Source organism: Burkholderia sp. AcTa6-5, from assembly GCF_017815075.1.
GTDB classification, from domain to species: Bacteria; Pseudomonadota; Gammaproteobacteria; order Burkholderiales; family Burkholderiaceae; genus Burkholderia; species Burkholderia sola.
In genome coordinates, this window is sequence record NZ_JAGIQE010000024.1 from 47,242 (window position 1) to 68,593 (window position 21,352).

At 66.6% G+C, this 21,352-nt stretch carries 19 protein-coding genes and 1 pseudogene; 4 read left to right on the top strand and 16 right to left on the bottom strand.

All coding sequences use genetic code 11. The features are described from left to right. Window positions 1–194 precede the first annotated feature (194 nt). On the top strand, window positions 195–1,010 hold the full coding sequence (locus tag J8I33_RS26890) for a pyruvate, water dikinase regulatory protein (protein WP_006483812.1): 816 nt from the start codon (window positions 195–197) through the stop codon (window positions 1,008–1,010). A 100-nt stretch (window positions 1,011–1,110) separates the two neighbouring features. Here the strand turns inward: J8I33_RS26890 and J8I33_RS26895 are convergent, their stop codons facing one another. The 16 genes from J8I33_RS26895 to rpsB all read right to left on the bottom strand — a co-directional run bounded on the left by J8I33_RS26895 (window position 1,111) and on the right by rpsB (window position 16,964). After that, entirely contained in the window at window positions 1,111–1,896 is a 786-nt protein-coding gene (locus tag J8I33_RS26895) for an RNA methyltransferase (protein WP_050012892.1), read from the bottom strand. Window positions 1,897–2,081: 185 nt separating this feature from the next. Continuing rightward, window positions 2,082–2,735, bottom strand: a complete 654-nt coding sequence (rnhB, locus tag J8I33_RS26900) for a ribonuclease HII (RefSeq protein ID WP_050012893.1) — start codon at window positions 2,733–2,735, stop codon at window positions 2,082–2,084. Further along, complete coding sequence (gene lpxB, locus J8I33_RS26905) at window positions 2,732–3,901, bottom strand: lipid-A-disaccharide synthase (RefSeq protein WP_050012894.1); 1,170 nt, start codon at window positions 3,899–3,901, stop codon at window positions 2,732–2,734. The genes rnhB and lpxB overlap by 4 nt, the downstream gene beginning before the upstream one ends. A gap of 3 nt (window positions 3,902–3,904) precedes the next feature. Beyond that, the gene (gene lpxA, locus J8I33_RS26910; protein ID WP_050012895.1) at window positions 3,905–4,693 is read right to left on the bottom strand and encodes an acyl-ACP--UDP-N-acetylglucosamine O-acyltransferase; all 789 of its coding nucleotides are present in this window, start codon (window positions 4,691–4,693) and stop codon (window positions 3,905–3,907) included. A 67-nt stretch (window positions 4,694–4,760) separates the two neighbouring features. Further along, the gene (fabZ, locus tag J8I33_RS26915) at window positions 4,761–5,228 is read right to left on the bottom strand and encodes a 3-hydroxyacyl-ACP dehydratase FabZ (protein WP_006495559.1); all 468 of its coding nucleotides are present in this window, start codon (window positions 5,226–5,228) and stop codon (window positions 4,761–4,763) included. Between the two features lie 129 nt (window positions 5,229–5,357). Beyond that, window positions 5,358–6,437 (bottom strand): UDP-3-O-(3-hydroxymyristoyl)glucosamine N-acyltransferase, encoded by a 1,080-nt coding sequence (gene lpxD / locus J8I33_RS26920; protein WP_124637760.1) that lies wholly within the window; start codon window positions 6,435–6,437, stop codon window positions 5,358–5,360. 16 nt (window positions 6,438–6,453) lie between these two features. Then, window positions 6,454–6,951, bottom strand: coding sequence for an OmpH family outer membrane protein (locus J8I33_RS26925; protein WP_048248617.1), 498 nt, complete (start codon window positions 6,949–6,951; stop codon window positions 6,454–6,456). A 64-nt stretch (window positions 6,952–7,015) separates the two neighbouring features. Next, window positions 7,016–9,325 (bottom strand): outer membrane protein assembly factor BamA, encoded by a 2,310-nt coding sequence (bamA, locus tag J8I33_RS26930; RefSeq protein WP_050012897.1) that lies wholly within the window; start codon window positions 9,323–9,325, stop codon window positions 7,016–7,018. A 61-nt stretch (window positions 9,326–9,386) separates the two neighbouring features. Further along, entirely contained in the window at window positions 9,387–10,775 is a 1,389-nt protein-coding gene (rseP, locus tag J8I33_RS26935; protein WP_050012898.1) for an RIP metalloprotease RseP, read from the bottom strand. Window positions 10,776–10,786: 11 nt separating this feature from the next. Next, window positions 10,787–11,983, bottom strand: coding sequence for a 1-deoxy-D-xylulose-5-phosphate reductoisomerase (locus J8I33_RS26940; RefSeq protein ID WP_050012899.1), 1,197 nt, complete (start codon window positions 11,981–11,983; stop codon window positions 10,787–10,789). Between the two features lie 15 nt (window positions 11,984–11,998). After that, window positions 11,999–12,820, bottom strand: coding sequence for a phosphatidate cytidylyltransferase (locus J8I33_RS26945; RefSeq protein WP_050012900.1), 822 nt, complete (start codon window positions 12,818–12,820; stop codon window positions 11,999–12,001). Beyond that, window positions 12,814–13,596, bottom strand: a complete 783-nt coding sequence (gene uppS, locus J8I33_RS26950) for a polyprenyl diphosphate synthase (RefSeq protein ID WP_034188847.1) — start codon at window positions 13,594–13,596, stop codon at window positions 12,814–12,816. Before uppS ends, J8I33_RS26945 begins: the two co-directional genes overlap by 7 nt. 49 nt (window positions 13,597–13,645) lie before the next feature. Continuing rightward, a complete protein-coding gene (gene frr / locus J8I33_RS26955) occupies window positions 13,646–14,206 on the bottom strand; it encodes a ribosome recycling factor (RefSeq protein ID WP_006752152.1) in 561 nt (186 codons plus the stop codon). 104 nt (window positions 14,207–14,310) lie between these two features. Beyond that, window positions 14,311–15,024 carry a UMP kinase gene (gene pyrH / locus J8I33_RS26960; RefSeq protein ID WP_006402648.1) on the bottom strand — a complete coding sequence of 238 codons (714 nt, stop codon included), beginning with the start codon at window positions 15,022–15,024 and terminating at the stop codon, window positions 14,311–14,313. A 155-nt stretch (window positions 15,025–15,179) separates the two neighbouring features. After that, window positions 15,180–16,061 (bottom strand): translation elongation factor Ts, encoded by an 882-nt coding sequence (gene tsf / locus J8I33_RS26965; RefSeq protein WP_050012901.1) that lies wholly within the window; start codon window positions 16,059–16,061, stop codon window positions 15,180–15,182. Window positions 16,062–16,223: 162 nt separating this feature from the next. Next, window positions 16,224–16,964: a 30S ribosomal protein S2 gene (rpsB, locus tag J8I33_RS26970; protein WP_006758564.1), complete on the bottom strand. Its 741-nt coding sequence runs from the start codon at window positions 16,962–16,964 to the stop codon at window positions 16,224–16,226. A gap of 379 nt (window positions 16,965–17,343) precedes the next feature. On the opposite strand from rpsB, the gene map reads away from it, so the two are divergent. The 3 genes and pseudogenes from map to J8I33_RS34605 all read left to right on the top strand — a co-directional run. Continuing rightward, window positions 17,344–18,159 carry a type I methionyl aminopeptidase gene (gene map / locus J8I33_RS26975; protein ID WP_050012902.1) on the top strand — a complete coding sequence of 272 codons (816 nt, stop codon included), beginning with the start codon at window positions 17,344–17,346 and terminating at the stop codon, window positions 18,157–18,159. Window positions 18,160–18,205: 46 nt separating this feature from the next. Next, complete coding sequence (locus tag J8I33_RS26980; protein WP_050012903.1) at window positions 18,206–20,782, top strand: [protein-PII] uridylyltransferase; 2,577 nt, start codon at window positions 18,206–18,208, stop codon at window positions 20,780–20,782. A 16-nt stretch (window positions 20,783–20,798) separates the two neighbouring features. Then, window positions 20,799–21,352, top strand: a pseudogene (locus J8I33_RS34605) (pseudouridine synthase); the annotation flags it as partial.

Genomic DNA, 21,352 nt, shown 5'->3' on the forward strand with positions numbered 1-21,352 from the left:
ACTTGCCGGGAATTCTTGAATCTCGCGGCCAAGTCGCGGACGCCGTTCGCGCCCCGCCCCCGCAATTGCTTATCCAACAGGTTGCCGCTATTCTACCGTGCCGGCTGCCGGATGTGGCGCGACCTTGTCACTGGGTCTGGAGGCACGCCTCCAGCCGCCCGCGCAACTGCCCTTCACGCTCGACGTCCAGATTCATGCTGCCTACCGTATTCATCGTCTCCGACGGCACCGGGATCACTGCCGAAACCTTCGCGCACTCGATCCTCTCCCAGTTCGACCAGAAATTCCGCCTCGTGCGCGTGCCGTTCGTCGACTCGCTCGACAAGGCCTATGCGACCGTCGAGAAGATCAACGAAGCCGCCGTGCACGACGGCCGCCGCGCGATCGTGTTCACGACGCTCGTCGACAGCGAGTCGAACGACATCGTCAAGCGCTCGAACGCGCTCGTGCTCGACATGTTCCAGCGCTTCGTCGAACCGCTCGAGCAGGAACTGGAGCTCAAGTCGAGCCACGCGATGGGCCGCGGCCACCAGAACGCGGACACCGAGGAATACAAGACGCGGATCGAGGCGATCAACTTCTCGCTCGCGCACGACGACGGCCAGTCGAATCGCAACCTGTCGGAAGCCGACGTGATCCTCGTCGGCGTGTCGCGCAGCGGCAAGACGCCGACGAGCCTGTACCTCGCGATGCAGTACGGCGTGAAGGCGGCCAACTATCCGCTGATTCCGGAGGATTTCGAACGCGGCAAGCTGCCGTCGGCGCTGTCGCCGTACAGCGAGAAGCTGTTCGGGCTGTCGATCGACCCGCAGCGCCTGTCGGAGATCCGCAACGAGCGCCGGCCGGGCAGCAAGTACGCGGCGCCCGAGAACTGCCGCTACGAGATCAACGAGGCCGAGGCGATGATGCGCCGCGAAGGGATCAAGTGGCTGTCGTCGACGCACAAGTCGATCGAGGAAATCGCGACGACGATCCTGCAGGAAATCCGCCTCGACCGGCAATCGTACTGAGCGCGAGAGCGCAGGCCGCCGTCGGGCCGTCGCCGAAAACAACAAGGCCGCGTCGAACGCGGCCTTGTTTCGTTTTACCGCACATGCAACGCGTGCGGCGTCACGCAGGCCGCCGCTGCTGCCGTACCTGTTCGAACAGGCACACCGCTGTCGCAGCAGCAACGTTCAGCGACTCCATCCCGCCCGGCTGCGGAATCGTCACCCGATGCGTGGCCGCGTCGCGCCAGAACGCCGACACGCCGGCGCCTTCGTTACCGAACACCCAGGCGACGGGCCCCGACAGGTCGCAGTCGTAGACCGCCTGCGCGCCGTGCGAGTCGGTCAGCGCGACCGGTACGCCGAGGCGTTCGGCCAGCGCCGCCGCTTCGACGTCCTCATGGATCGACAACAAGAAATGCGCGCCCATGCCCGAGCGCAGCACCTTCGACGACCACGCGTAGGCCGTCCCCGGCGCGCAGAACACGTGACGCACGCCGGCCGCCGCCGCGCTGCGCAGGATCGAGCCGACGTTGCCGGCATCCTGCACGCCGTCGAGCACGACCGACGTGTGCGTCACGCGTTCGGGCAGCGGTTGCGCCGGCCGATCGACCAGCAGCAGGAAGCCGACGCCGTTGACGACATTCGACAACTGCCCGAACAACGCGTCCGGCAGCGTGACGATCCGCTGCGCGTCGATGCGCGCGACGATCGCCTGCGCCTCGGCATGGCCGAGCGCGCCTTCGGTCGTCACGCACAATTCGGGCGTCGCGCCCGTATCGAGGTACGCGCTCGCGAGGTGGAAACCTTCGAGCAGCGCCTGGCCGCTGCGGCGCTGCTGGGGCGTCGAACCCGCGAGCGCCTTCAGGCGCTTGTACAGCGGGTTGTCGCGGGAAGTAATGCTTTTCATCAAAGGGCCTGTTCCCGCTAATAACGGGCTTGCGAACGTGCCTCGCCGGTCGCAGTGCAAGAAGCAAGGAGCGCCGTTTGCCCGAGCCAAACAAGTGACGCGCGACGCCGCAATGCGGCCGGCAAGACACGTTCCCGAAACTAAAAAATCCCTTTCCAGGGGCTGGTCGCCAGAAGGGCCCGTTATTAGCGGGAACAGGCCCTCAGGTCGAGCGCCTCGCGCACGGGGGCAAACGAACGCCGATGCACTTCGCACGGGCCGTGCTCGCGCAGCGCGGCAAGATGTTTCGGCGTGCCGTACCCGGCATGCACGTTGAAGCCATACACGGGAAAGCGCTCATGCAGGTCGACCAGCATCCGGTCGCGCGTGACCTTCGCGAGGATCGACGCGGCCGAGATGCTCGGCACGAGCGCGTCGCCGCTGACGATCGCCTCGGCACGCACCATCAACGTCGGGCAACGGTTGCCGTCGATCTGCGCGAGCGTCGGCAGCACCGACAGCCCTTCGACCGCCCGCTTCATCGCGAGCATCGTCGCATGCAGGATGTTCAGCGTATCGATCTCGTCGACGCTCGCCGACGCGACGCAGTACGCGCGCGAACGCGCGACGATCAGGTCGTACAGCATGTCGCGCTTTTTCGCGGACAGCGCTTTCGAATCGTCGAGCCCGTCGATCGGCTGCGCCGGATCGAGAATCACCGCGGCGGCCACCACCGGCCCCGCGAGCGGGCCGCGGCCGGCTTCGTCGACGCCGCAGACGATCTCGTCCGGGCGGCTGAAATCGAAACCGCCCTGCACGTCGCTGGTCGCGCGGCGGCGCGGTGCACGGACTGCCGTCATGCGCGCCCCTTGCGTTGTTCGAGCACGCGCACGACGGCCTCGGCCGCCTTCGCGGCCGTGTTCTGCCGCAGCGACAGATGCATTTCGGTAAACACTTCGGTCAGCGTACGGCGGTTCGCGTCGTCGCGCAGTTGCGTGAGCGTCGCATCGGCGAGCGCCTCGGGCGTCGCGAAATGCTGCAGCAGCTCCGGCACGACGAAGCGCCCCGCCAGGATGTTCGGCAGGCCGACATACGGGAGGTAGCCCTGCCGGCGCATGATCTGCCCGGTCAGCCAGGGCACCTTGTACGAGATCACCATCGGCTTCTTCAGCAGCGCGGCTTCCAGCGTGACGGTGCCGCTCTTCACGAGGATCGCGTCGGCGGCCGTCATCGCGACCTGCGAACGGCCGTCGGTGATCGTCAGCGCGAGCTGCGGATGGGCGTCGACGAGCGGCTGCAGCAGTTCGCGCAGCGCGGGCGTCGCGGCCGGCATCACGAATCGCACGCCGGGCTCGCGCTGCTGCATCAGCGCCATCGCCGCGAAGAACGTCGGGCCGATCAGCGCGATCTCCGAGCGCCGGCTGCCCGGCAGCACCGCGATCACGGGGCCGTCGGCCGGCAGACCCAGCGCGATGCGCGCGCCGTGCGTGTCGGGTTCGAGCGGAATGTCGTCGGCCAGCGGATGACCGACGTAGGTCGATGCGACGCCGGCCTTGTCGAGGATCGCCGGTTCGAACGGGAACAGGCACAGCATGTGATCGACGGACTTCGCGATCTTCTTGATCCGGCCGCCGCGCCACGCCCAGATCGACGGGCATACGAAGTGGATCGACGGAATGCCCGCGTCGCGCGCCGCCTGTTCGACGCTGAAGTTGAAATCGGGTGCATCGACGCCGATGAACGCGTCCGGCCGCTCGACGAGCAGCTGGCGCTTCAGTTCGCCGCGAATCCGCAGGATCTCGGGAATCTGGCCCAGCGCCTCGACATAGCCGCGCACGGTCAGCTTGTCCATCTGCCAGTGCGAGTCGAAGCCCTGCGCGATCATGCGCGGGCCGCCGATCCCGTAATACTGGGCCGCGTCGGGCAGCCGCTCGCGCAGCCCGCCGAGCAGCGACGCCGCGAGCAGGTCGCCCGACGGCTCGCCGGCCACCATCGCGAGCCGGAGCTGATGGGTGGTGAGCGGCATCGCTTAGCGGATGATGCCGCGTTGCGACGCGTCGATGAACTCGACGAGCGCCTTCACCGGTGCATCGCCGTCACCGCCCGCTTCCGCGAGCTCGCGCAGTTGCACCTTCGCTTCCTCGAGCGACAGGCCGTTCTTGTACAGCAAGCGGTACGCGCTGCGCAGCGCCGAGATCGCGTCGGCCGAGAAGCCGCGCCGGCGCAGCCCTTCGACGTTGATCCCGTGCGGCTCGGCCTTGTTGCCCGCCGCGATCACGAACGGCGGGATGTCCTGCACGAGCGCCGACGCGCCGCCCAGCATCGAATGCGCGCCGATGCGCACGAACTGGTGCACGCCCGACATGCCGCCGACGATCGCGAAATCGCCGATCTCGACGTGGCCGGCCATCTGCGCGTTGCTCGACAGGATCACGTTGTTGCCGACGCGGCAGTCATGACCGATGTGCACGTAGGCCATGATCCAGTTGTCGTCGCCGAGCGTCGTCACGCCGACGTCCTGCACGGTGCCCGTGTGGATCGTCGTGAATTCGCGGATCGTGTTGCGGTTACCGATCACGAGCTTCGTCGGCTCGTCCTTGTACTTCATGTCCTGCGGACGGCCGCCGACCGACGCGTAATGGCCGATGCGGTTGTCCTCGCCGAGCGTCGTATGGCCCTCGATCACGCTGTGCGAGCCGATCGTCGTGCGCGCGCCAATCGTGACGTGCGGGCCGACGATCGCGTACGGGCCGATCTCGACCGATTCGTCGATCTGCGCGCCCGGCTCGACGATCGCGGTAGGATGAATCCTGGTCATGCGCCGTTGCCTCTCGATATGATGTGTCGCGTTGCTCGCGTTATGTTATCCATGCGTGCCGCGTCGCTCAGGGCGCCGCGTCGGCCGTCTTGACCGTGCACATCAGTTCGGCTTCCGCCGCCACCTTGCCGTCCACTTCCGCCACCGCCTTGAACTTCCAGATGCCGCGGATGTAGCGCTCGAACGTCACGTTCAGGATCAGCTGGTCGCCCGGCTCGACCACCCGCTTGAAGCGCGCGCCGTCGATCCCGACGAAGTAATACAGCGTGTTCTCCGGATCCTTCGGCTGCTCTTCCGCGAACGTCAGCAGCGCCGCGGCCTGGGCGAGCGCCTCGAGAATCAGCACGCCCGGCATCACCGGCCGCTTCGGGAAATGCCCCTGGAAGAACGGCTCGTTGATCGACACGTTCTTCAGCGCTTTGATCCCTTTGTGCGGCTCGAGTTCGAGCACGCGGTCGACGAGCAGAATCGGGTAGCGATGCGGCAGCAGCGTGAGGATCTTGTGGATGTCGAGATTGATTTTTTCAGTGCTCATGATGGTTCGTCTCACGCAGAGGCTGCGCGGTGGTGATGCAAAGGCTGAAGCGGGCCGCCGCGCGGCCCAGTCTGGCAAACCGGGCCGGTTGCGCTGGCCGTGCCCGGTTCGTGGTCTCGCATGACGCGCTCAGGCGCCCGCGCCGCCCTGGGCGGCGAGCGCGGCTTCGAGCGCCTTGATGCGCTCGCGCAGCTTGTCGAGGTTGCGCACGAGCGCGGCGCTCTTGTTCCATTCGCCGTGGTCGACGGCCGGGAACGCGCTGGTATAGATGCCGGCCTTCGGCAGCGACTTCGATACGCCCGACTTCGCGGTGATGATCACATAGTCGCCGAGCGTCACGTGGCCGGCGATCCCGGCCGCGCCGCCGATCATGCAGTGGCGGCCGATCGTCGTGCTGCCGGCGATGCCGGCGCTGCCGGCGATCACCGTGTACGCGCCGATCCGGCAGTTGTGGCCGATCTGCACCTGGTTGTCGATCTTCACGCATTCCTCGATGACGGTATCCGCCATCGCGCCGCGATCGATCGTCGTGTTCGCGCCGATTTCGACGTCCGGGCCGATCGTCACGCCGCCGACCTGCGGGATCTTGACCCAGCTTCCGGTGCGCGCGTCGCCGTCGCCGACGAAATCCGGTGCGAAGCCGAAGCCGTCGGAGCCGATCACGGCGCCCGCATGGACGATCGCGCGCGGGCCGATCTTGCAGCCGTGGTACACCGATGCGTTCGGATAGAAATGCGAGCCGGCGCCGATCGTCGTGCCGCGGCCGACGAAGACGTTCGCGTCGAGCTGCACGCCGTCCTCGATCACCGCGCCGGCCTCGACCGTCACGTGCGGGCCGATCACCGCGGTCGCGGCGACCTGCGCGGCCGGATCGATCGTCGCGCTCGGATGCACGCCGGCCGCGCGCGGCGGCGTGGCGAGATCGATGAACATCTGCGCAACGCGCGCGAAGTACGCGTACGGATTCGGCGTCACGATGAAGTTGCGACCACCAGCGGCCGCGCCCAGCTTTTCCAGATCCTTCGGCGCGATCAGCACCGCGCCGGCGCGGGTCGTCTCGACCTGCGACAGGTACTTCGGGTTCGCGAGGAACGCGAGCTGCTGAGGGCCGGCCTGGTCGAGCGGCGCGAGGCCGCTGACCGTGCACTGGGCGTCGCCGGCGATCTCGCCGCCGAACCGCTTTACGAGTGCCTCAAGCGTCAATGCCATTCGTCGTCTGCTCCGTTCAGTTCGTCGAGCCGGACGCGAGCGCCTTGAGCACCTTGTCGGTGATGTCGATGCGCGGGCTGACGTACACGGCTTCCTGCACGATCAGGTCGTAATTCTGCTGCTCGGCGATCTGCTTGATGACCTTGTTCGCCCGTTCCAGCACAGCCGCCAGCTCTTCGTTGCGACGCTGGTTCAGGTCTTCGCGGAACTCGCGCTGCTTGCGCTGGAAGTCGGTGTCGAGCTGCGCGAGATCGCGCTGCTTCTGCGCACGATCGGCCGCCGACAGCGACGTGCCGTTCTTGTCGAGCGAATCGGACATCGACTTCAGGCGCGCCGCGAGGTCCTGCAGATCCTTGTCACGCTTCGCGAACTCGGCTTCGAGCTTCGTCTGCGCCGCCTTCGCGGGCGCCGACTCGCGCAGGATCCGATCCGAATTGACCGCCGCGATGCGGGCGACGTCCTGTGCGTGCACCGTTGCCGCGCCCAAGGCCAGCGCAACGGTCAGCGCGCACATCACTCGTTTCGAAAACTTACCGGTTAGCAAAATTACCCTCTCGTTGCTGTTGTCATGCGTTCGGTCAGAACGCCGTCCCGATCTGGAACTGGAATTTCTGGTACTGGTCGCCTTCATGCTTCTGCAGCGGGAAGCCGAGGCTCAGCTTCAGCGGGCCGATCGGCGAGATCCACGCGAGACCCACACCGTAGCCGTAGCGCAGGCCGTTGGCGCCCGTACTCGTGCCGCCCGGCGCGTTGCCCCATACGTTACCGCCGTCGAGGAACGTGAACACGCGCAGCGTGCGGTCGTAGCCGGTGCCCGGCAGCGGGAACGTCAGCTCGATGTTGCCGACCAGCATCTTCGAGCCGCCGATCGGGTCGTTCGTCTTCGTGTCACGCGGGCCCAGCGAGCTCGGCTCGTAGCCCCGCACGGAGCCGATACCGCCCGCGTAGTAGTTCTTGAAGATCGGGTACGGGTTGCCGATACCGTTACCGTAGCCGCCTTGCAGGTTCAGGCCCAGGATGAAGCCGCGCGAGAACGAATAGTAGTACTGCGCCTGCAGGTCGGCCTTGTAGTACTGGATCTTGCCTACCGGCACGCCGTACTCCATGTTCGCCTGCGTGAAGTAGCCGCGGCTCGGAATCAGCGCGCTGTCACGCGCGTCGCGCGACCATGCGACCGTCAGCGGCACCGTGTTCGATACGCGGCCGAACTCGTTCACGTAATCCTGGTAGCTCTGCGGCGTGTTCGAATCGACGTCGAGGCGGTTCTGCTCGAAGCCCGCGCCGAAGTAAACGGTGTCGACTTCCGAGAACGGAATGCCGAACTTCAGGTTGCCGCCCGCGCTGATGATCCGGAAGCTCGAACTCGTCGAATAGTAGAGCGGCTGGTACGTGCGGTAGAAGACGTCCGTGATCCGCTTGATGCCGTCGACCGTGAAGTACGGGTCGACCTGCGTGACGGTCAGCGTGCGGTAGCTCTTCGCGGTGTTGACGTTCACCGACAGGCTCGTGCCGGAGCCGAACACGTTGTCCTGCGACACGCCGGCCGACAGCACGACCTTGTCCGTCGACGAGAAGCCGGCACCCAGCGTGATCGCGCCGGTCGGCTTTTCGTCGACCTTCACGTTCACGTCGACCTGGTCGTTCGTGCCTTCGACCGGCACCGTCGTCACGTCGACGTTGGTGAAGTAGCCGAGGCGGTTCACGCGGTCCTTCGACAGCGCGAGGCGGTTCGAGTCGAACCACGAGCTTTCGAGCTGGCGCATTTCGCGGCGCACCACTTCGTCGCGCGTGCGCGTGTTGCCGACCACGTTGATGCGGCGCACGTACACGCGGCGGCTCGGATCGACGACGAGGTTCAGGTTCACCTTGTGGTTCGCCTGGTCGATGTCCGGCTGCGCGTTGACGGTCGCGAATGCGTAGCCGTATTCGCCGAGCTTGTCGACGATCGACTTGGTGGTCTGCTGCAGCTTTTCGGCCGAGAAGCGGTCGCCCGGCTTGATCTTGATCAGCTTGTTGAGTTCGGCCTCGCGATCGAGCAGGTTGCCCGACAGCTTGATGCCCGACACCGTGTACGGCTCGCCTTCGTGCAGCGTGACCGTCAGGTACATGTCCTTCTTGTCCGGCGAGATCGACACCTGGGTCGACTCGATGTTGAACTCGAGGTAGCCGCGGTTCAGGTAGTACGAGCGCACGGCCTCGAGGTCGCCGGTGAGCTTTTCCTTCGAGTACAGGTCGTTCTTCGTGTACCAGGAGAACCAGTTCGGCGTCGACAGCTGCATCTCGTCGCGCAGCGTGCTGGTGCTGAACGCCTTGTTGCCGATGAAGTTGATCTGGCGGATCTTCGCGCTCGGGCCTTCGGCCACCGCGAACAGGATCGACACGCGGTTCGCGTCGACCGGCGTGACCGTCGTCTTGACCTCGGCCGCATAGAAGCCGCGCGTCAGGTACTGGCGCTTGAGCTCCTGCTCCGCCTTGTCGACGAGCGCCTTGTCGTAGTAGCGGCCGTCGGCCAGGCCGACCGCGCGCAGCGCCTTCGTCAGGTTGTCCTTGTCGAATTCCTTCGTGCCGGTGAAGTCGATCGACGCGATGGCCGGACGCTCCTGCACCTGCACGATCACGACGTTGCCCTGCGTGGCGATGCGCACGTCGTTGAAAAAGCCCGTCGCGTACAACGCGCGGATTGCTTCGGATGCCTTGTCGTCCGTGAAGGTATCGCCCTGCTTGATCGGCAGATAGGCGAACACCGAACCCGCTTCGACGCGCTGCAGCCCCTCGATCTTGATGTCTTGCACCACGAACGGTGCCGCTGCATGCGCCGCGAGGCCGTGCGCGGCGAGCGCGGCCGCTGCAACTGTCTTAGGTACAAAGCGATGAGGTTTGAACAACATGCATCCCCAATATTTAGCTGCATCAAATCAGGCGGCTGACCCGCGGCCGCCGCCTGACGCTTCAGAAATGGATTAACCGAGCCAGATCGTTGAACAGCGCGATCGCCGACAACGCGACGATGCAGATCAACCCGGCTCTTTGCAGAATCAGCTGCCAGCGCTCCGAGACGGCTTTCCCGGTCGCGGCTTCAACCGCATAATATAACAGATGCCCCCCGTCCAAAACGGGAATCGGCAACAAGTTCAGGACGCCAAGGCTAATGCTGACAAGGGCGAGGAACGACAGGAACGCCGACGGACCGAGCCGCGCGCTCTTGCCTGCGTAGTCGGCGATCGTCACCGGGCCGGACAGGTTCTTCAGCGACGCGTTGCCCGTGATCATCCGCCCGAACATCTTCAGCGAATACACGGAAATATCCCACGTACGGTGCGCGCCGAGCCGCAGGCTCTCGATCGGCCCGTAACGCACGTCCACCGACGGCGCGTGCATCGACAGCGCCGCGCCGATCCGGCCGACCTGCTGCCCCGATTCGTCGTCGCGCTGCATCTGCGGCACGATCGACACCGTCTGCGCGGCGCCGCTGCGCTCGATCCGCAGCGCGAGCGGCTGGCCCGCATGGTGCTTCACCGCGTCGATGAAGCGCGACGCGCCGCCGATCGGCTTGCCGTCGAGCGCGACCAGCTTGTCGCCGACCTTCAGGCCGGCCTGCTCCGCCGCGCTGCCCGGCTGCACCGACGCGACCGACAACGTGCCGCCGCCGGCCTCGAAGCCCAGATGGGCCATGAAGTCATCGTCGAGCTGGCTGTCGGGGACGTTGCGGAGATCGACGCGGAAATCGAACGTCGCATTGCCGTCGCGCGCGCCGAGCACGACCTCGCGATGGTCGAACGCGGCCGACAGCAGCTTCCAGCGCAGGTCCGACCACGATCGCACCGGCTCGGACTCGCCGCCCTGCGCATCGCCTACGCGCACGTTGCGGATCGACACGACCGTCTCGCTGCCGTCGAAGCCTGCACGGGCGGCCGCCGTGCCGGCGGCCGGCGACGCGACGATCGCGGCCGGCTCGGTCACGCCGGTCGCGAATACGACGGAAAACAGTGCGATTGCCAGCAGGAAGTTCGCAATCGGCCCGGCCGCGACGATCGCGATGCGCTTGTAGACCGACTGGCGGTTGAATGCCTGGCCGAGCTCGTCGGTCGGAATGCCGCCCGGGCCCGGATCGCGCTCGTCGAGCATCTTCACGTAGCCGCCGAGCGGCAGCGCGGACAGCGTCCACTCGGTGCCCGTCCTGCGGCTGACCCAGCGCGCGACGGGCTGGCCGAAGCCGATCGAGAAACGCAGCACCTTCACGCCGCACCAGCGCGCGACGCGATAGTGTCCGTACTCATGCACGACGACCAGTACGCCGATCGCCACCGCAAACGCGACCAGTTCGACCAGCACGTTCATGAGCACCTCATTCAGACCGTACGCTCCACGCGTGGCGCAGGCGCTTTTGCAATGATCGCGGCGGCGAGGCGGCGCGCCTCGGCATCCGCCGCGAGGACGTCGTCGAGCCCGTCGGGCGCGCGGTTCGGCAGCGCGTTGAGCACCGCGTCGACCGTCGCCGCGATCGCCATGAAGCCGATCCGGCGCTCGAGAAAGGCTTCGACCGCCACTTCGTTCGCCGCGTTCAATGCGGCGCTCGCGATACCGCCTTCCTCGAGCGCCTTCAGCGCGAGCGCGAGGCACGGGAAGCGCGCGTAATCGGGCTTCTCGAACGACAGCTGGGCGATCTGCGCGAGGTCGAGCTGGTCGACACCCGCGTCGACGCGCTCGGGGAACGCGAGCGCGTGGGCGATCGGCGTGCGCATGTCGGGGTTGCCGAGCTGCGCGAGCACCGAGCCGTCACGGTACGACACGAGCGAATGGATCACGCTCTGCGGATGGATCAGCACGTCGATCCGGTCGCCCGGCAGCCCGAAGATCCAGTGCGCCTCGATCACCTCGAGGCCCTTGTTCATCATCGTCGCGGAATCGACCGAAATCTTGCGGCCCATCACCCAGTTCGGGTGCTTGCACGCCTCGTCCGGCGTCACGTCGACGAGCGTCGCCGGCTCGCGCGTGCGGAACGGGCCGCCTGATGCGGTCAGGATGATCTTCGAGATCCCGCCGTGCTCGGCCGCGTCGCGCGGCATGCACTGGAAGATCGCGTTGTGTTCGCTGTCGACCGGCAGCAGGATCGCGCCATGGTCGCGCACGGCGTCCATGAAGATCGCGCCCGACATCACGAGCGCTTCCTTGTTCGCGAGCAGGATCCGCTTGCCGGCGCGTGCAGCCGCCAGGCTCGGCGCAAGGCCGGCCGCGCCGACGATCGCCGCGACCACCGTGTCGCAGCCGTCGCTCTTCGACACGTCGACGAGCGCCTGCGGCCCGTGCAGCACGACCGTCTTGCTGCCCGCCGCGCGCAGTTTCGCGTCGACGTGCGCGGCCGTCGCGGCATCGCCGACCACCGCCACTTCGGGCGCGAAGCGCAGACACTGCTCGACGAGCTTGTCGCCGTTGCGGTGCGCGGTCAGCGCGTAGACCGAGAAGCGCTCGGGATGGCGCGCGACCACGTCGAGCGTGCTGTCTCCGATCGAGCCCGTGGAACCGAGCAATGTCAGACGTTTTTGCATAACAGAATTAATGGTTTAACCAAGCAGCAGCATCGCGAGCGGCAGCACCGGCAGCAGCGCGTCGACACGATCGAGCACGCCGCCGTGGCCCGGCAGCAGTCCGCTCGAATCCTTCACGCCCGCCTGCCGCTTCAGCAGCGACTCGAACAGGTCGCCGATCACGCTGTACGCGACGAGCAGCGTCAGCGCGGCCCACGCGCCGGGCATCCCGTAGCGCGCGGCGAATGCAGAAAACAGGGTCGGTTCGAATGCGTGCACGGCCATCGCGACGCCGCCGACGACCATCACCGCGAACCAGCCGCCGATCGCGCCTTCCCAGCTCTTGCCGGGGCTGATCGTGATGGCCAGTTTACGCTTTCCGAAGGCCTTGCCCGCGAAGTATGCGCCGATATCGGCCAGCCAGACGACCAGAAGCAGCGACAGCACGAACGGCACACCCTGCGCGCGGGCGGCGACGAGCGCGTGCCAGCAGGCGGCGAACACGACGAGGCCGGCGGCCAGCAGGAACGGCCGCCAGATGCCGCCCGCGAGCGTGGGCTTGCGCCGCAGCGCGAACGGGCCGACCAGCAGCCAGAACACGCCAGCTGCCATGAAAAGGGGACGGGACGAAGCCGCATCGACGCCGAGCGGCGCGGTGGCCGCGAGCGCGAGCGCCGCGACGCCCGCATAGACGATCGGCGCGGCGCCCCCGAGCTTCAGCAGGCGCGCCCACTCCCACGCGGCGAACACGAGCACGACGCCGATCAGCGCACCGAACCCGGCGAGCGGCGCGAACAGCGTCACCGGCAGCAGCACCGCCAGCATCACGATCGCCGTGATCACCCGGGTTTTCAGCATGAAAGGGAGTCGGCGTTCTGCGATTGCGGTTCGAGCTGCGCACTCGTGCGCCCGAAACGGCGCTCGCGCTCGGTATACGACGCCAGCGCGTCGGCCAGTGCCGCGCCGTCGAAATCCGGCCAGTACTTGTCGGTGAAATAGAATTCGGCGTACGCGAGCTGCCACAGCAGGAAGTTGCTGACGCGCTGCTCGCCGCCGGTGCGGATGAAGAGATCGGGCTCCGGCGCGTACGCCATTGCCAGGTGCGGCGCGAATGCGTCCTCGGTCACTTCGACCTCGCGACCTTCGCGCACGGCCTGCTCGACGAGTTTCTTCGTCGCCTGCAGGATGTCCCACCGGCCGCCGTAGTTGGCCGCGATGGTGAGCGTCAGACGGGTATTGCGCGCAGTCTTGGTTTCGGCGCGGCGAATCAGCTCGCGGATGCGCGGCTCGAAACGGTCGAGATCGCCGACGACGCGCAGGCGGATCCCGTTCGCATGCAGCTTGCCCACTTCGCGCTCGAGCGCGGTGATGAACAGCCGCATCAGGAACGACACTTCGTCGTTCGGCCGGCGCCAGTTTTCCGAACTGAACGCAAACAGCGTCAGGTATTCGACGCCGGCGCGCGCGCAGCCTTCGACCACCGCCCGCACGGCATCGACGCCGCGGGTATGCCCCGCGACGCGCGGCAAGCGGCGTTCGGTCGCCCAACGGCCGTTGCCGTCCATGATGATCGCGATGTGACGCGGCACGACGCCGACGTCAGGCACGCGAACGGTAGAGCTGGTATAGGTCATGGCCGTTGAGACAGTAATGCGGGAAGAAGGCGGCGCGCGAGGACGGTCGTCAGACCGTCATGATCTCGGCTTCCTTGCTCTGCACGAGCTTGTCGACTTCGGCGACGTGCTTGTCGGTCAGCTTCTGCACGTCGTCGCTCGCACGGCGCTCGTCGTCTTCCGAGATTTCCTTGTCCTTCACGAGCTTCTTCAGCGCTTCGTTCGCGTCGCGGCGCAGGTTGCGGATCGCGACCTTGGCCGTTTCGCCTTCGCTCTTCACGACCTTGGTCAGCTCGCGGCGGCGCTCTTCCGTCAGCGCGGGCATCGGCACGCGGATCAGGTCGCCGGCCGTCGCCGGGTTCAGGCCCAGATCGGCTTCGCGGATGGCCTTCTCGACCTTCGCGACCATGTTCTTTTCCCACGGCTGCACGCCGATCGTGCGCGCGTCGACGAGCGTCAGGTTCGCGACCTGCGAGATCGGCACCATCGAGCCGTAGTAGTCGACCTGCACGTGATCGAGCAGACCGGTGTGTGCACGGCCCGTACGGATCTTGGCCAGATCGTTCTTGAACGCTTCGATCGAGCGCTGCATCTTTTGCTCGACGCCCTTCTTCACATCAGCGACACTCATTTCAACCTCCGAACCTTCAAACCTTCAAAGAACGCGAGCCCCACCCGGCGCATGTCGCGCGCCGCGGCCGGCAACCCGCGCCGTTCGCCCGCATCCGCGGGAGTTTACACGTGGACGAGCGTACCTTCGTCCTCGCCCAGCACGATGCGCTTGAGCGCGCCCGGCTTGTTGATCGAAAACACGCGAATCGGCAGCTTCTGGTCGCGGCACAGCGCAAACGCCGTCGCGTCCATCACCTGCAGGTTGCGGCTGATCGCCTCGTCGAAGCTGATCGTCGTGTAGCGCGTGGCCGACGGATCCTTCTTCGGATCGGCAGAATATACGCCATCGACCTTGGTCGCCTTCAGCACGACTTCCGCGCCCACTTCCGAGCCGCGCAGCGCGGCGGCCGTATCCGTCGTGAAGAACGGGTTGCCGGTGCCGGCCGCGAAGATCACGACGCGGCCTTCCTCGAGCTGGCGGATCGCGCGGGGCCGGATGTACGGCTCGACGACCTGGTCCATGCGCAGCGCGGACTGCACGCGCGCCTCGATGCCGGCGTGGCGCATCGCGTCCTGCAGCGCCAGCGCGTTCATCATCGTCGCCAGCATCCCCATGTAGTCGGCCGTCGCGCGGTCCATGCCGGCCGCGCCGCCCGCGACGCCGCGGAAAATGTTACCGCCACCGATCACGACCGCGAGCTGCGTCCCGAGACGCACGACTTCGGCGATATCGGCCACCATCCGTTCGATCGTCGCGCGATTGATGCCGAAGGCATCGTCGCCCATCAGCGCTTCGCCGGAGAGTTTGAGGAGGACGCGTTTATAGGCATTGGACATAGGGGCTTCCGAGCGACGAGAGGATGACAACCACGAACTGTAGGGGCGAAATACTGATTCGGGCAAGCGCCGACGACCGGACCGGGGTTCCCGGCCGGCCGGCGGCGCCGCCGGCCGCGGCGGAGCGGACGCCCGCCGCGGGTACTGCTGACTGCTTACTGCTGCTTGGCTGCTGCGACTTGCGCGGCCACTTCGGCGGCGAAGTCGTCCTGGCGCTTCTCGATGCCTTCGCCGACGACGAACAGCGCGAACTTCTGCACTGCCGCATTCGCCGCCTTCAGCATCTGCTCGATCGTCTGCTTGTCGTTCTTCACGAACGTCTGGTTCAGCAGCGACACTTCCTTCAGGTACTTCTGGACGCTGCCGTCGACCATCTTCGCGACGATTTCAGCCGGCTTGCCCGACTCGGCAGCCTTCTGCTCGGCGACGCGGCGTTCCGTGTCGATCAGTTCCGCCGGCACGTCGGCCGACGACAGCGCGACCGGCTTCATCGCGGCGATGTGCATCGCGACGTCCTTGCCGACCTGCTCTTCCGCGCCCGTGTACTCGACGATCACGCCGATACGCGCGCCGTGCAGGTAGGTTGCGATCTTGTTCGCGGTTTCGAAACGGACGAAACGGCGGATCGACACGTTCTCGCCGATCTTGCCGATCAGCGCGAGACGCACTGCGTCGACCGTCGAGCCTTCGAGCGGCAGCGCCGACAGCGCGGCCACGTCGGCCGGGTTCTGCGTCGCGACGAGTTCCGCGACCGTCTTCGAGAACGCGAGGAAGTCGTCGTTCTTCGCGACGAAGTCGGTTTCGCAGTTCAGTTCGACCAGCGCGCCTGCGTTGCCGCCGACGAACGATGCGACGACGCCTTCCGCCGTCACGCGCGATGCGGCCTTGCTCGCCTTGTTGCCAAGTTTGACGCGCAGCAGTTCTTCAGCCTTGGCCAGATCGCCGTCGGCTTCCGTCAGCGCCTTCTTGCATTCCATCATCGGTGCGTCGGTCTTCGCGCGCAGTTCTGCCACCATGCTTGCGGTAATTGCCGCCATCATTCGCTCCTTGAGTCTGTATTCACAACGCCGCCCGCTTGGACGCGAACGGCCGAGATTCGTTTCCGGACCCGCGCCGATTCGGCGCGATCAGGTCCGGCGCACAAGCTTAAAAAAAGGGGGCCTGTTGAGAGCCCCCTTTTTGCGCCGGCTCGGGGCCAGTTACGCGTTTTCCTCGACGTATTCGTCGTCGCCGCGTGCGGCCTGGACCACTTCGTTGACCGCGTTCGCACGGCCTTCGAGGATCGCGTCGGCCACGCCTTCGGCGTACAGCGCGACTGCCTTGCTCGAGTCGTCGTTACCGGGGATCACGTAATCCACACCTTCCGGCGAGTGGTTCGTATCGACCACGGCGATGACCGGCACGCCCAGCTTGTTCGCTTCCGTGACGGCAATCTTGTGGTAGCCGACGTCGATGACGAAGATCGCGTCCGGAATGCCGCCCATGTCCTTCACGCCGCCGATCGACTTCTGCAGCTTGGCGATTTCGCGTTCGAACAGCAGCGCTTCCTTCTTGCTCATCTTCTCGGTTTCGCCCGATTCGACGGCCGCTTCCATGTCCTTCAGGCGCTTGATCGATACCTTCAGCGTCTTGAAGTTGGTCATCATGCCGCCGAGCCAGCGCGCGTTGACGTACGGCATGCCCGCACGTTGCGCTTCCTGGGCGATCGTGTCACGCGACTGGCGCTTCGTGCCGACGAACAGGATCGTGCCGCGGTTCGCTGCCAGCTGGCGCACGTACTTCTGTGCGTCCGTGAACATCGGCAGCGTCTTTTCGAGGTTGATGATGTGAATCTTGTTGCGGTGACCGAAAATGAACGGAGCCATCTTCGGGTTCCAGAAGCGCGTCTGGTGACCGAAGTGGACACCCGCTTCCAGCATTTGGCGCATCGTAACTGCCATGTAAATTCTCCACGAGGGTTGGGTCTTAAGCCGGCTGCCGTACCGCCGCGCGAACCCGCCTTGAAGGGCGGGAATTCCGCACGGACGGCACCCTGGTTGCGCCGGCTTGCGATTCGGCACGTGCAAAACGCCCGTGCCGTAAGCCTTTCTCCGCGATGCCACCCCAAAACGGGGCACGACGGCAAATTTGGATGTCGACTTAGCCAAAGAGTATAGCACGCGGATTTGTCGGCTCTCAAGTCGCGCGGCACTTTCGCTTGCCGCGCGGCAGCGGGCCGGACAATCCTCGAAAACCCGCATCCGCGCGGCCCGCAGGGGCTGCGAGGCCCGCCATAAGGTGCGATAATCCGTCAATTCACCGCATTCCAGGCATACCTCGATGGCTATTACGCTCAAAAACGAACACGATATCGCTCAGATGCGCGTCGCCTGCCGTCTCGCCAGCGAAGTGCTCGACTTCATCACGCCGCACGTCGTCGCGGGCGTCACGACCGCCGAACTCGACCGCCTCTGCCACGAGTTCATGCTCAACGAGCAAGGCACGATCCCCGCCCCGCTGAACTATCAGCCGCCCGGCTATCCGCCGTACCCGAAGGCCACCTGCATTTCGGTCAACGACGTGATCTGTCACGGCATTCCCGGCGAGAAGGTGATCAAGAACGGCGACGCGCTGAACATCGACATCACCGTGATCAAGAACGGCTATTTCGGCGACACCAGCCGAATGTTCATCGTCGGCGAGGGCTCGATCCTCGCGAAGCGCCTCGTGCAGACCACCTACGAATGCATGTGGCTCGGCATCGACCAGGTCAAGCCCGGCGCGCACCTCGGCGACATCGGCTACGCGATCCAGAAGCACGCGGAAGCGCAGGGCTACAGCGTCGTGCGCGAATACTGCGGCCACGGCATCGGCACGGTGTTCCACGAGGATCCGCAGGTCGTCCACTACGGCCGCCCGGGCACCGGCATCGAGCTGAAGGCCGGGATGATCTTCACGATCGAGCCGATGATCAACGCCGGCAAGCGCGACATCCGCACGATGCCCGACCAGTGGACGGTCAAGACGCGCGACCGCAGCCTGTCCGCGCAGTGGGAGCACACGGTGCTCGTCACCGAAACCGGCTACGAAGTGCTGACCGTGTCGGCCGGCACGCCCGCGCGCCCGGTGTTCGCGCAACCGGCCGCCGCCGTCTGAGCGCCGTCGCGCCAGCCCGCCCCACCCCGCACCTGATCGGTCGCCCATGAGCGCTCACGCTGCCCCCTCGCCCGAAGCGCTGTCGCGGCGCGCCGAATTCAAGGCCGCCAAGACGGCGATGCTCGAGCGCTTTCGCCGCGCGGCGAACGTCGCGTCGCTGATGCACGCGCTGTCGAAACTCACCGACGACGCGTTGAAGCGCGTGTGGGACGATTGCGGGCTGCCCGCGACGCTCGCGCTCGTCGCCGTCGGCGGCTACGGGCGCGGCGAGCTCGCGCCCTATTCCGACGTCGACATCCTCGTGTTGCTGCCCGATGCGCACGACGCGGCGCTCGATGCGCGCATCGAGCGCTTCATCGGCATGGCCTGGGATCTCGGCCTCGAGATCGGCAGCAGCGTGCGCACGGTCGCGCAGTGCATCGAGGAGGCGTCGCAGGACGTGACGGTGCAGACCTCGCTGCTGGAAGCGCGCCGCATCGTCGGCAGCACCGCGCTGTTCGAGCGCTTCACCGTGCGCTATCACGAAGCGCTCGACGCCCGCGCATTCTTCACCGCGAAGGTGCTCGAGATGCGCCAGCGCCACGCGAAGTGCCAGGATACGCCGTACAGCCTCGAACCGAACGTGAAGGAAAGCCCGGGCGGGCTGCGCGACCTGCAGACGATCCTGTGGATCGCGCGCGCGGCCGGCTTCGGCAGCAGCTGGCGCGAACTCGACACGCGCGGCCTCATCACCGACCGCGAAGCGCGCGAGCTGCGCCGCAACGAAGGCTTCCTGAAGACGCTGCGCGCGCGGCTGCACGTGATCGCCGGGCGCCGCCAGGACATGCTCGTGTTCGACCTGCAGACGCAGGCCGCCGAGAGCTTCGGCTACCAGCCGACGCAGGCCAAGCGCGCAAGCGAGCAACTGATGCGCCGCTACTACTGGGCCGCGAAAGCCGTCACGCAGCTCGCGACGATCCTGATCCAGAACATCGAGGCGCAGTTGTTCCCCGCGACGAGCGGCATCACGCGGGTGCTGTCGGCCGATCGCTTCGTCGAGAAACAGGGGATGCTCGAGATCGTCGACGACGGCGTGTTCGAACGCCATCCCGACGCGATCCTCGAAGCGTTCCTGCTGTACGAAACGACGCGCGGCGTGAAGGGCCTGTCCGCCCGCACGCTGCGTGCGCTGTACAACTCGCGCGAAATCATGAACAACGCGTGGCGCCGCGATCCGCAGAACCGCGCCACGTTCATGCGGATCCTGCAGCAGCCCGAAGGCATCACGCACGCGTTCCGGCTGATGAACCAGACGAGCGTGCTCGGCCGCTACCTGCTGAACTTCCGTCGCATCGTCGGCCAGATGCAGCACGACCTGTACCACGTGTACACGGTCGACCAGCACATCCTGATGGTGCTGCGCAACCTCCGCCGCTTCGCGGTGGCCGAGCATGCGCACGAGTATCCGTTCTGCAGCCAGCTGATCGGCAACTTCGAGCGCCCGTGGGTGCTGTATGTCGCGGCGTTGTTCCACGACATCGCGAAGGGCCGCGGCGGCGATCACTCGACGCTCGGGATGGCCGACGCGCGGCGCTTCTGCCGCGAGCACGGGATCGACGCCGAAGACGCCGCGCTGATCGTGTGGCTCGTCCAGCATCACCTGACGATGAGCCAGGTCGCGCAGAAGCAGGACACGAGCGACCCCGAAGTCATCAAGCGCTTCGCCGAAGTCGTCGGCAACGAACGGTACCTGACCGCGCTCTACCTGCTGACCGTCGCCGATATCCGCGGCACGAGCCCGAAGGTGTGGAACACGTGGAAGGGCAAGCTGCTCGAGGATCTGTACCGCATCACGCTCGCGGTGCTCGGCGGCGCGAACCCCGACGCGCATTCGGAACTGAAATCGCGGCAGGAGCAGGCGCTCGCGCTGCTGCGCCTCGAAACCGTGCCCGAGGATGCGCACCGCGCGTTGTGGGATCAGCTCGACGTCGGCTTCTTCCTGCGTCACGACGCGGCCGACATCGCGTGGCAGACGCGCGTGCTGTACCGGCACGTGAACGCCGAAACCGCGATCGTCCGCGCGCGGCCGTCGCCGATCGGCGACGCGCTGCAGGTGCTCGTGTACGTGAAGGACCGCCCCGACCTGTTCGCGGGCATCTGCGCGTATTTCGACCGCAACGGGCTGTCGGTGCTCGATGCGCGCGTCAGCACGACGCGGCACGGCTATGCGCTCGACAACTTCATCGTCACGCAGACCGAACGCGACGTGCGCTACCGCGACATCGCGAATCTCGTCGAGCAGCAGCTCGCGACGCGGCTCGCCGAAACCGCCACGCTGCCGGAGCCGTCGAAGGGCCGCCTGTCGAGGCTGTCCCGGACGTTTCCGATCACGCCGCGCGTCGACCTGCGGGCCGACGAGCGCGGTCAGTACTACATCCTGTCCGTGTCGGCCAACGACCGGCCGGGCCTTCTCTATTCGATCGCGCGCGTACTCGCCGAACATCGGATCGGCGTCCACGCGGCGCGGATCAATACGCTCGGCGAGCGCGTCGAAGACATCTTCCTGCTCGCGGGTGCCGGCCTGTCCGACAACCGCCTGCAGATCCAGCTCGAAACCGAATTGCTGCGTGCGATCGCAGTCTGAATGAATCCCAGCGTTTATGCGCACCAAATTAACCGTCAAGAATCCGAAGCCGGCGTCGCCGACCCGCGCCCCTGTCCGCTCCGGCAGCCTCGTCGCCCGCAAGGCGGTGCGCCCCGCCGCGCCGCCCGCGGGGGATAAACCGGCCCGCCCGAAAAAGGCGCCTGCGGCCGCCGCTAGCGGCGAGCGCTCGTTCAAGCCGCGCGGCGCCGCCGGCGCAGAACGCGCGGGCGCGGATCGCGCGCCGGCCAAGCGTGCGCCGCGTGACGGCGGCGCCGAACGCGGCACGCGCGCGCCGTATCGCGACAATGCAGCCGGCGAAGGTGCGAAACGCAGCTTCGGCGATCGCCGCACGTCGTCGGATCGGCCGCCGCGCCGTAGCGATGACGATGCGCGGCCGCGTCGCGCAGGCACCGACGACAAGCGCCCGTCCTATCGCGACAACGCATCCGGCGAAGGCGCAAAACGCAGCTTCGGCGACCGCCGTCCGTCGTCCGATCGGCCGCCGCGCCGTAGCGATGACGATGCGCGGCCGCGTCGCGCAGGCACCGACGACAAGCGCCCGTCCTATCG

Excerpts from the sequence above, each read along its gene's own strand:
- J8I33_RS26890 (WP_006483812.1), top strand. The coding sequence starts at position 195 with ATGCTGCCTACCGTATTCATCGTCTCCGACGGCACCGGGATCACTGCC.
- J8I33_RS26895 (WP_050012892.1), bottom strand. The coding sequence starts at position 1,896 with ATGAAAAGCATTACTTCCCGCGACAACCCGCTGTACAAGCGCCTGAAG.
- rnhB (WP_050012893.1), bottom strand. The coding sequence starts at position 2,735 with ATGACGGCAGTCCGTGCACCGCGCCGCCGCGCGACCAGCGACGTGCAG.
- lpxB (WP_050012894.1), bottom strand. The coding sequence starts at position 3,901 with ATGCCGCTCACCACCCATCAGCTCCGGCTCGCGATGGTGGCCGGCGAG.
- lpxA (WP_050012895.1), bottom strand. The coding sequence starts at position 4,693 with ATGACCAGGATTCATCCTACCGCGATCGTCGAGCCGGGCGCGCAGATC.
- fabZ (WP_006495559.1), bottom strand. The coding sequence starts at position 5,228 with ATGAGCACTGAAAAAATCAATCTCGACATCCACAAGATCCTCACGCTG.
- lpxD (WP_124637760.1), bottom strand. The coding sequence starts at position 6,437 with ATGGCATTGACGCTTGAGGCACTCGTAAAGCGGTTCGGCGGCGAGATC.
- J8I33_RS26925 (WP_048248617.1), bottom strand. The coding sequence starts at position 6,951 with ATGTGCGCGCTGACCGTTGCGCTGGCCTTGGGCGCGGCAACGGTGCAC.
- bamA (WP_050012897.1), bottom strand. The coding sequence starts at position 9,325 with ATGTTGTTCAAACCTCATCGCTTTGTACCTAAGACAGTTGCAGCGGCC.
- rseP (WP_050012898.1), bottom strand. The coding sequence starts at position 10,775 with ATGAACGTGCTGGTCGAACTGGTCGCGTTTGCGGTGGCGATCGGCGTA.
- J8I33_RS26940 (WP_050012899.1), bottom strand. The coding sequence starts at position 11,983 with ATGCAAAAACGTCTGACATTGCTCGGTTCCACGGGCTCGATCGGAGAC.
- J8I33_RS26945 (WP_050012900.1), bottom strand. The coding sequence starts at position 12,820 with ATGCTGAAAACCCGGGTGATCACGGCGATCGTGATGCTGGCGGTGCTG.
- uppS (WP_034188847.1), bottom strand. The coding sequence starts at position 13,596 with ATGACCTATACCAGCTCTACCGTTCGCGTGCCTGACGTCGGCGTCGTG.
- frr (WP_006752152.1), bottom strand. The coding sequence starts at position 14,206 with ATGAGTGTCGCTGATGTGAAGAAGGGCGTCGAGCAAAAGATGCAGCGC.
- pyrH (WP_006402648.1), bottom strand. The coding sequence starts at position 15,024 with ATGTCCAATGCCTATAAACGCGTCCTCCTCAAACTCTCCGGCGAAGCG.
- tsf (WP_050012901.1), bottom strand. The coding sequence starts at position 16,061 with ATGGCGGCAATTACCGCAAGCATGGTGGCAGAACTGCGCGCGAAGACC.
- rpsB (WP_006758564.1), bottom strand. The coding sequence starts at position 16,964 with ATGGCAGTTACGATGCGCCAAATGCTGGAAGCGGGTGTCCACTTCGGT.
- map (WP_050012902.1), top strand. The coding sequence starts at position 17,344 with ATGGCTATTACGCTCAAAAACGAACACGATATCGCTCAGATGCGCGTC.
- J8I33_RS26980 (WP_050012903.1), top strand. The coding sequence starts at position 18,206 with ATGAGCGCTCACGCTGCCCCCTCGCCCGAAGCGCTGTCGCGGCGCGCC.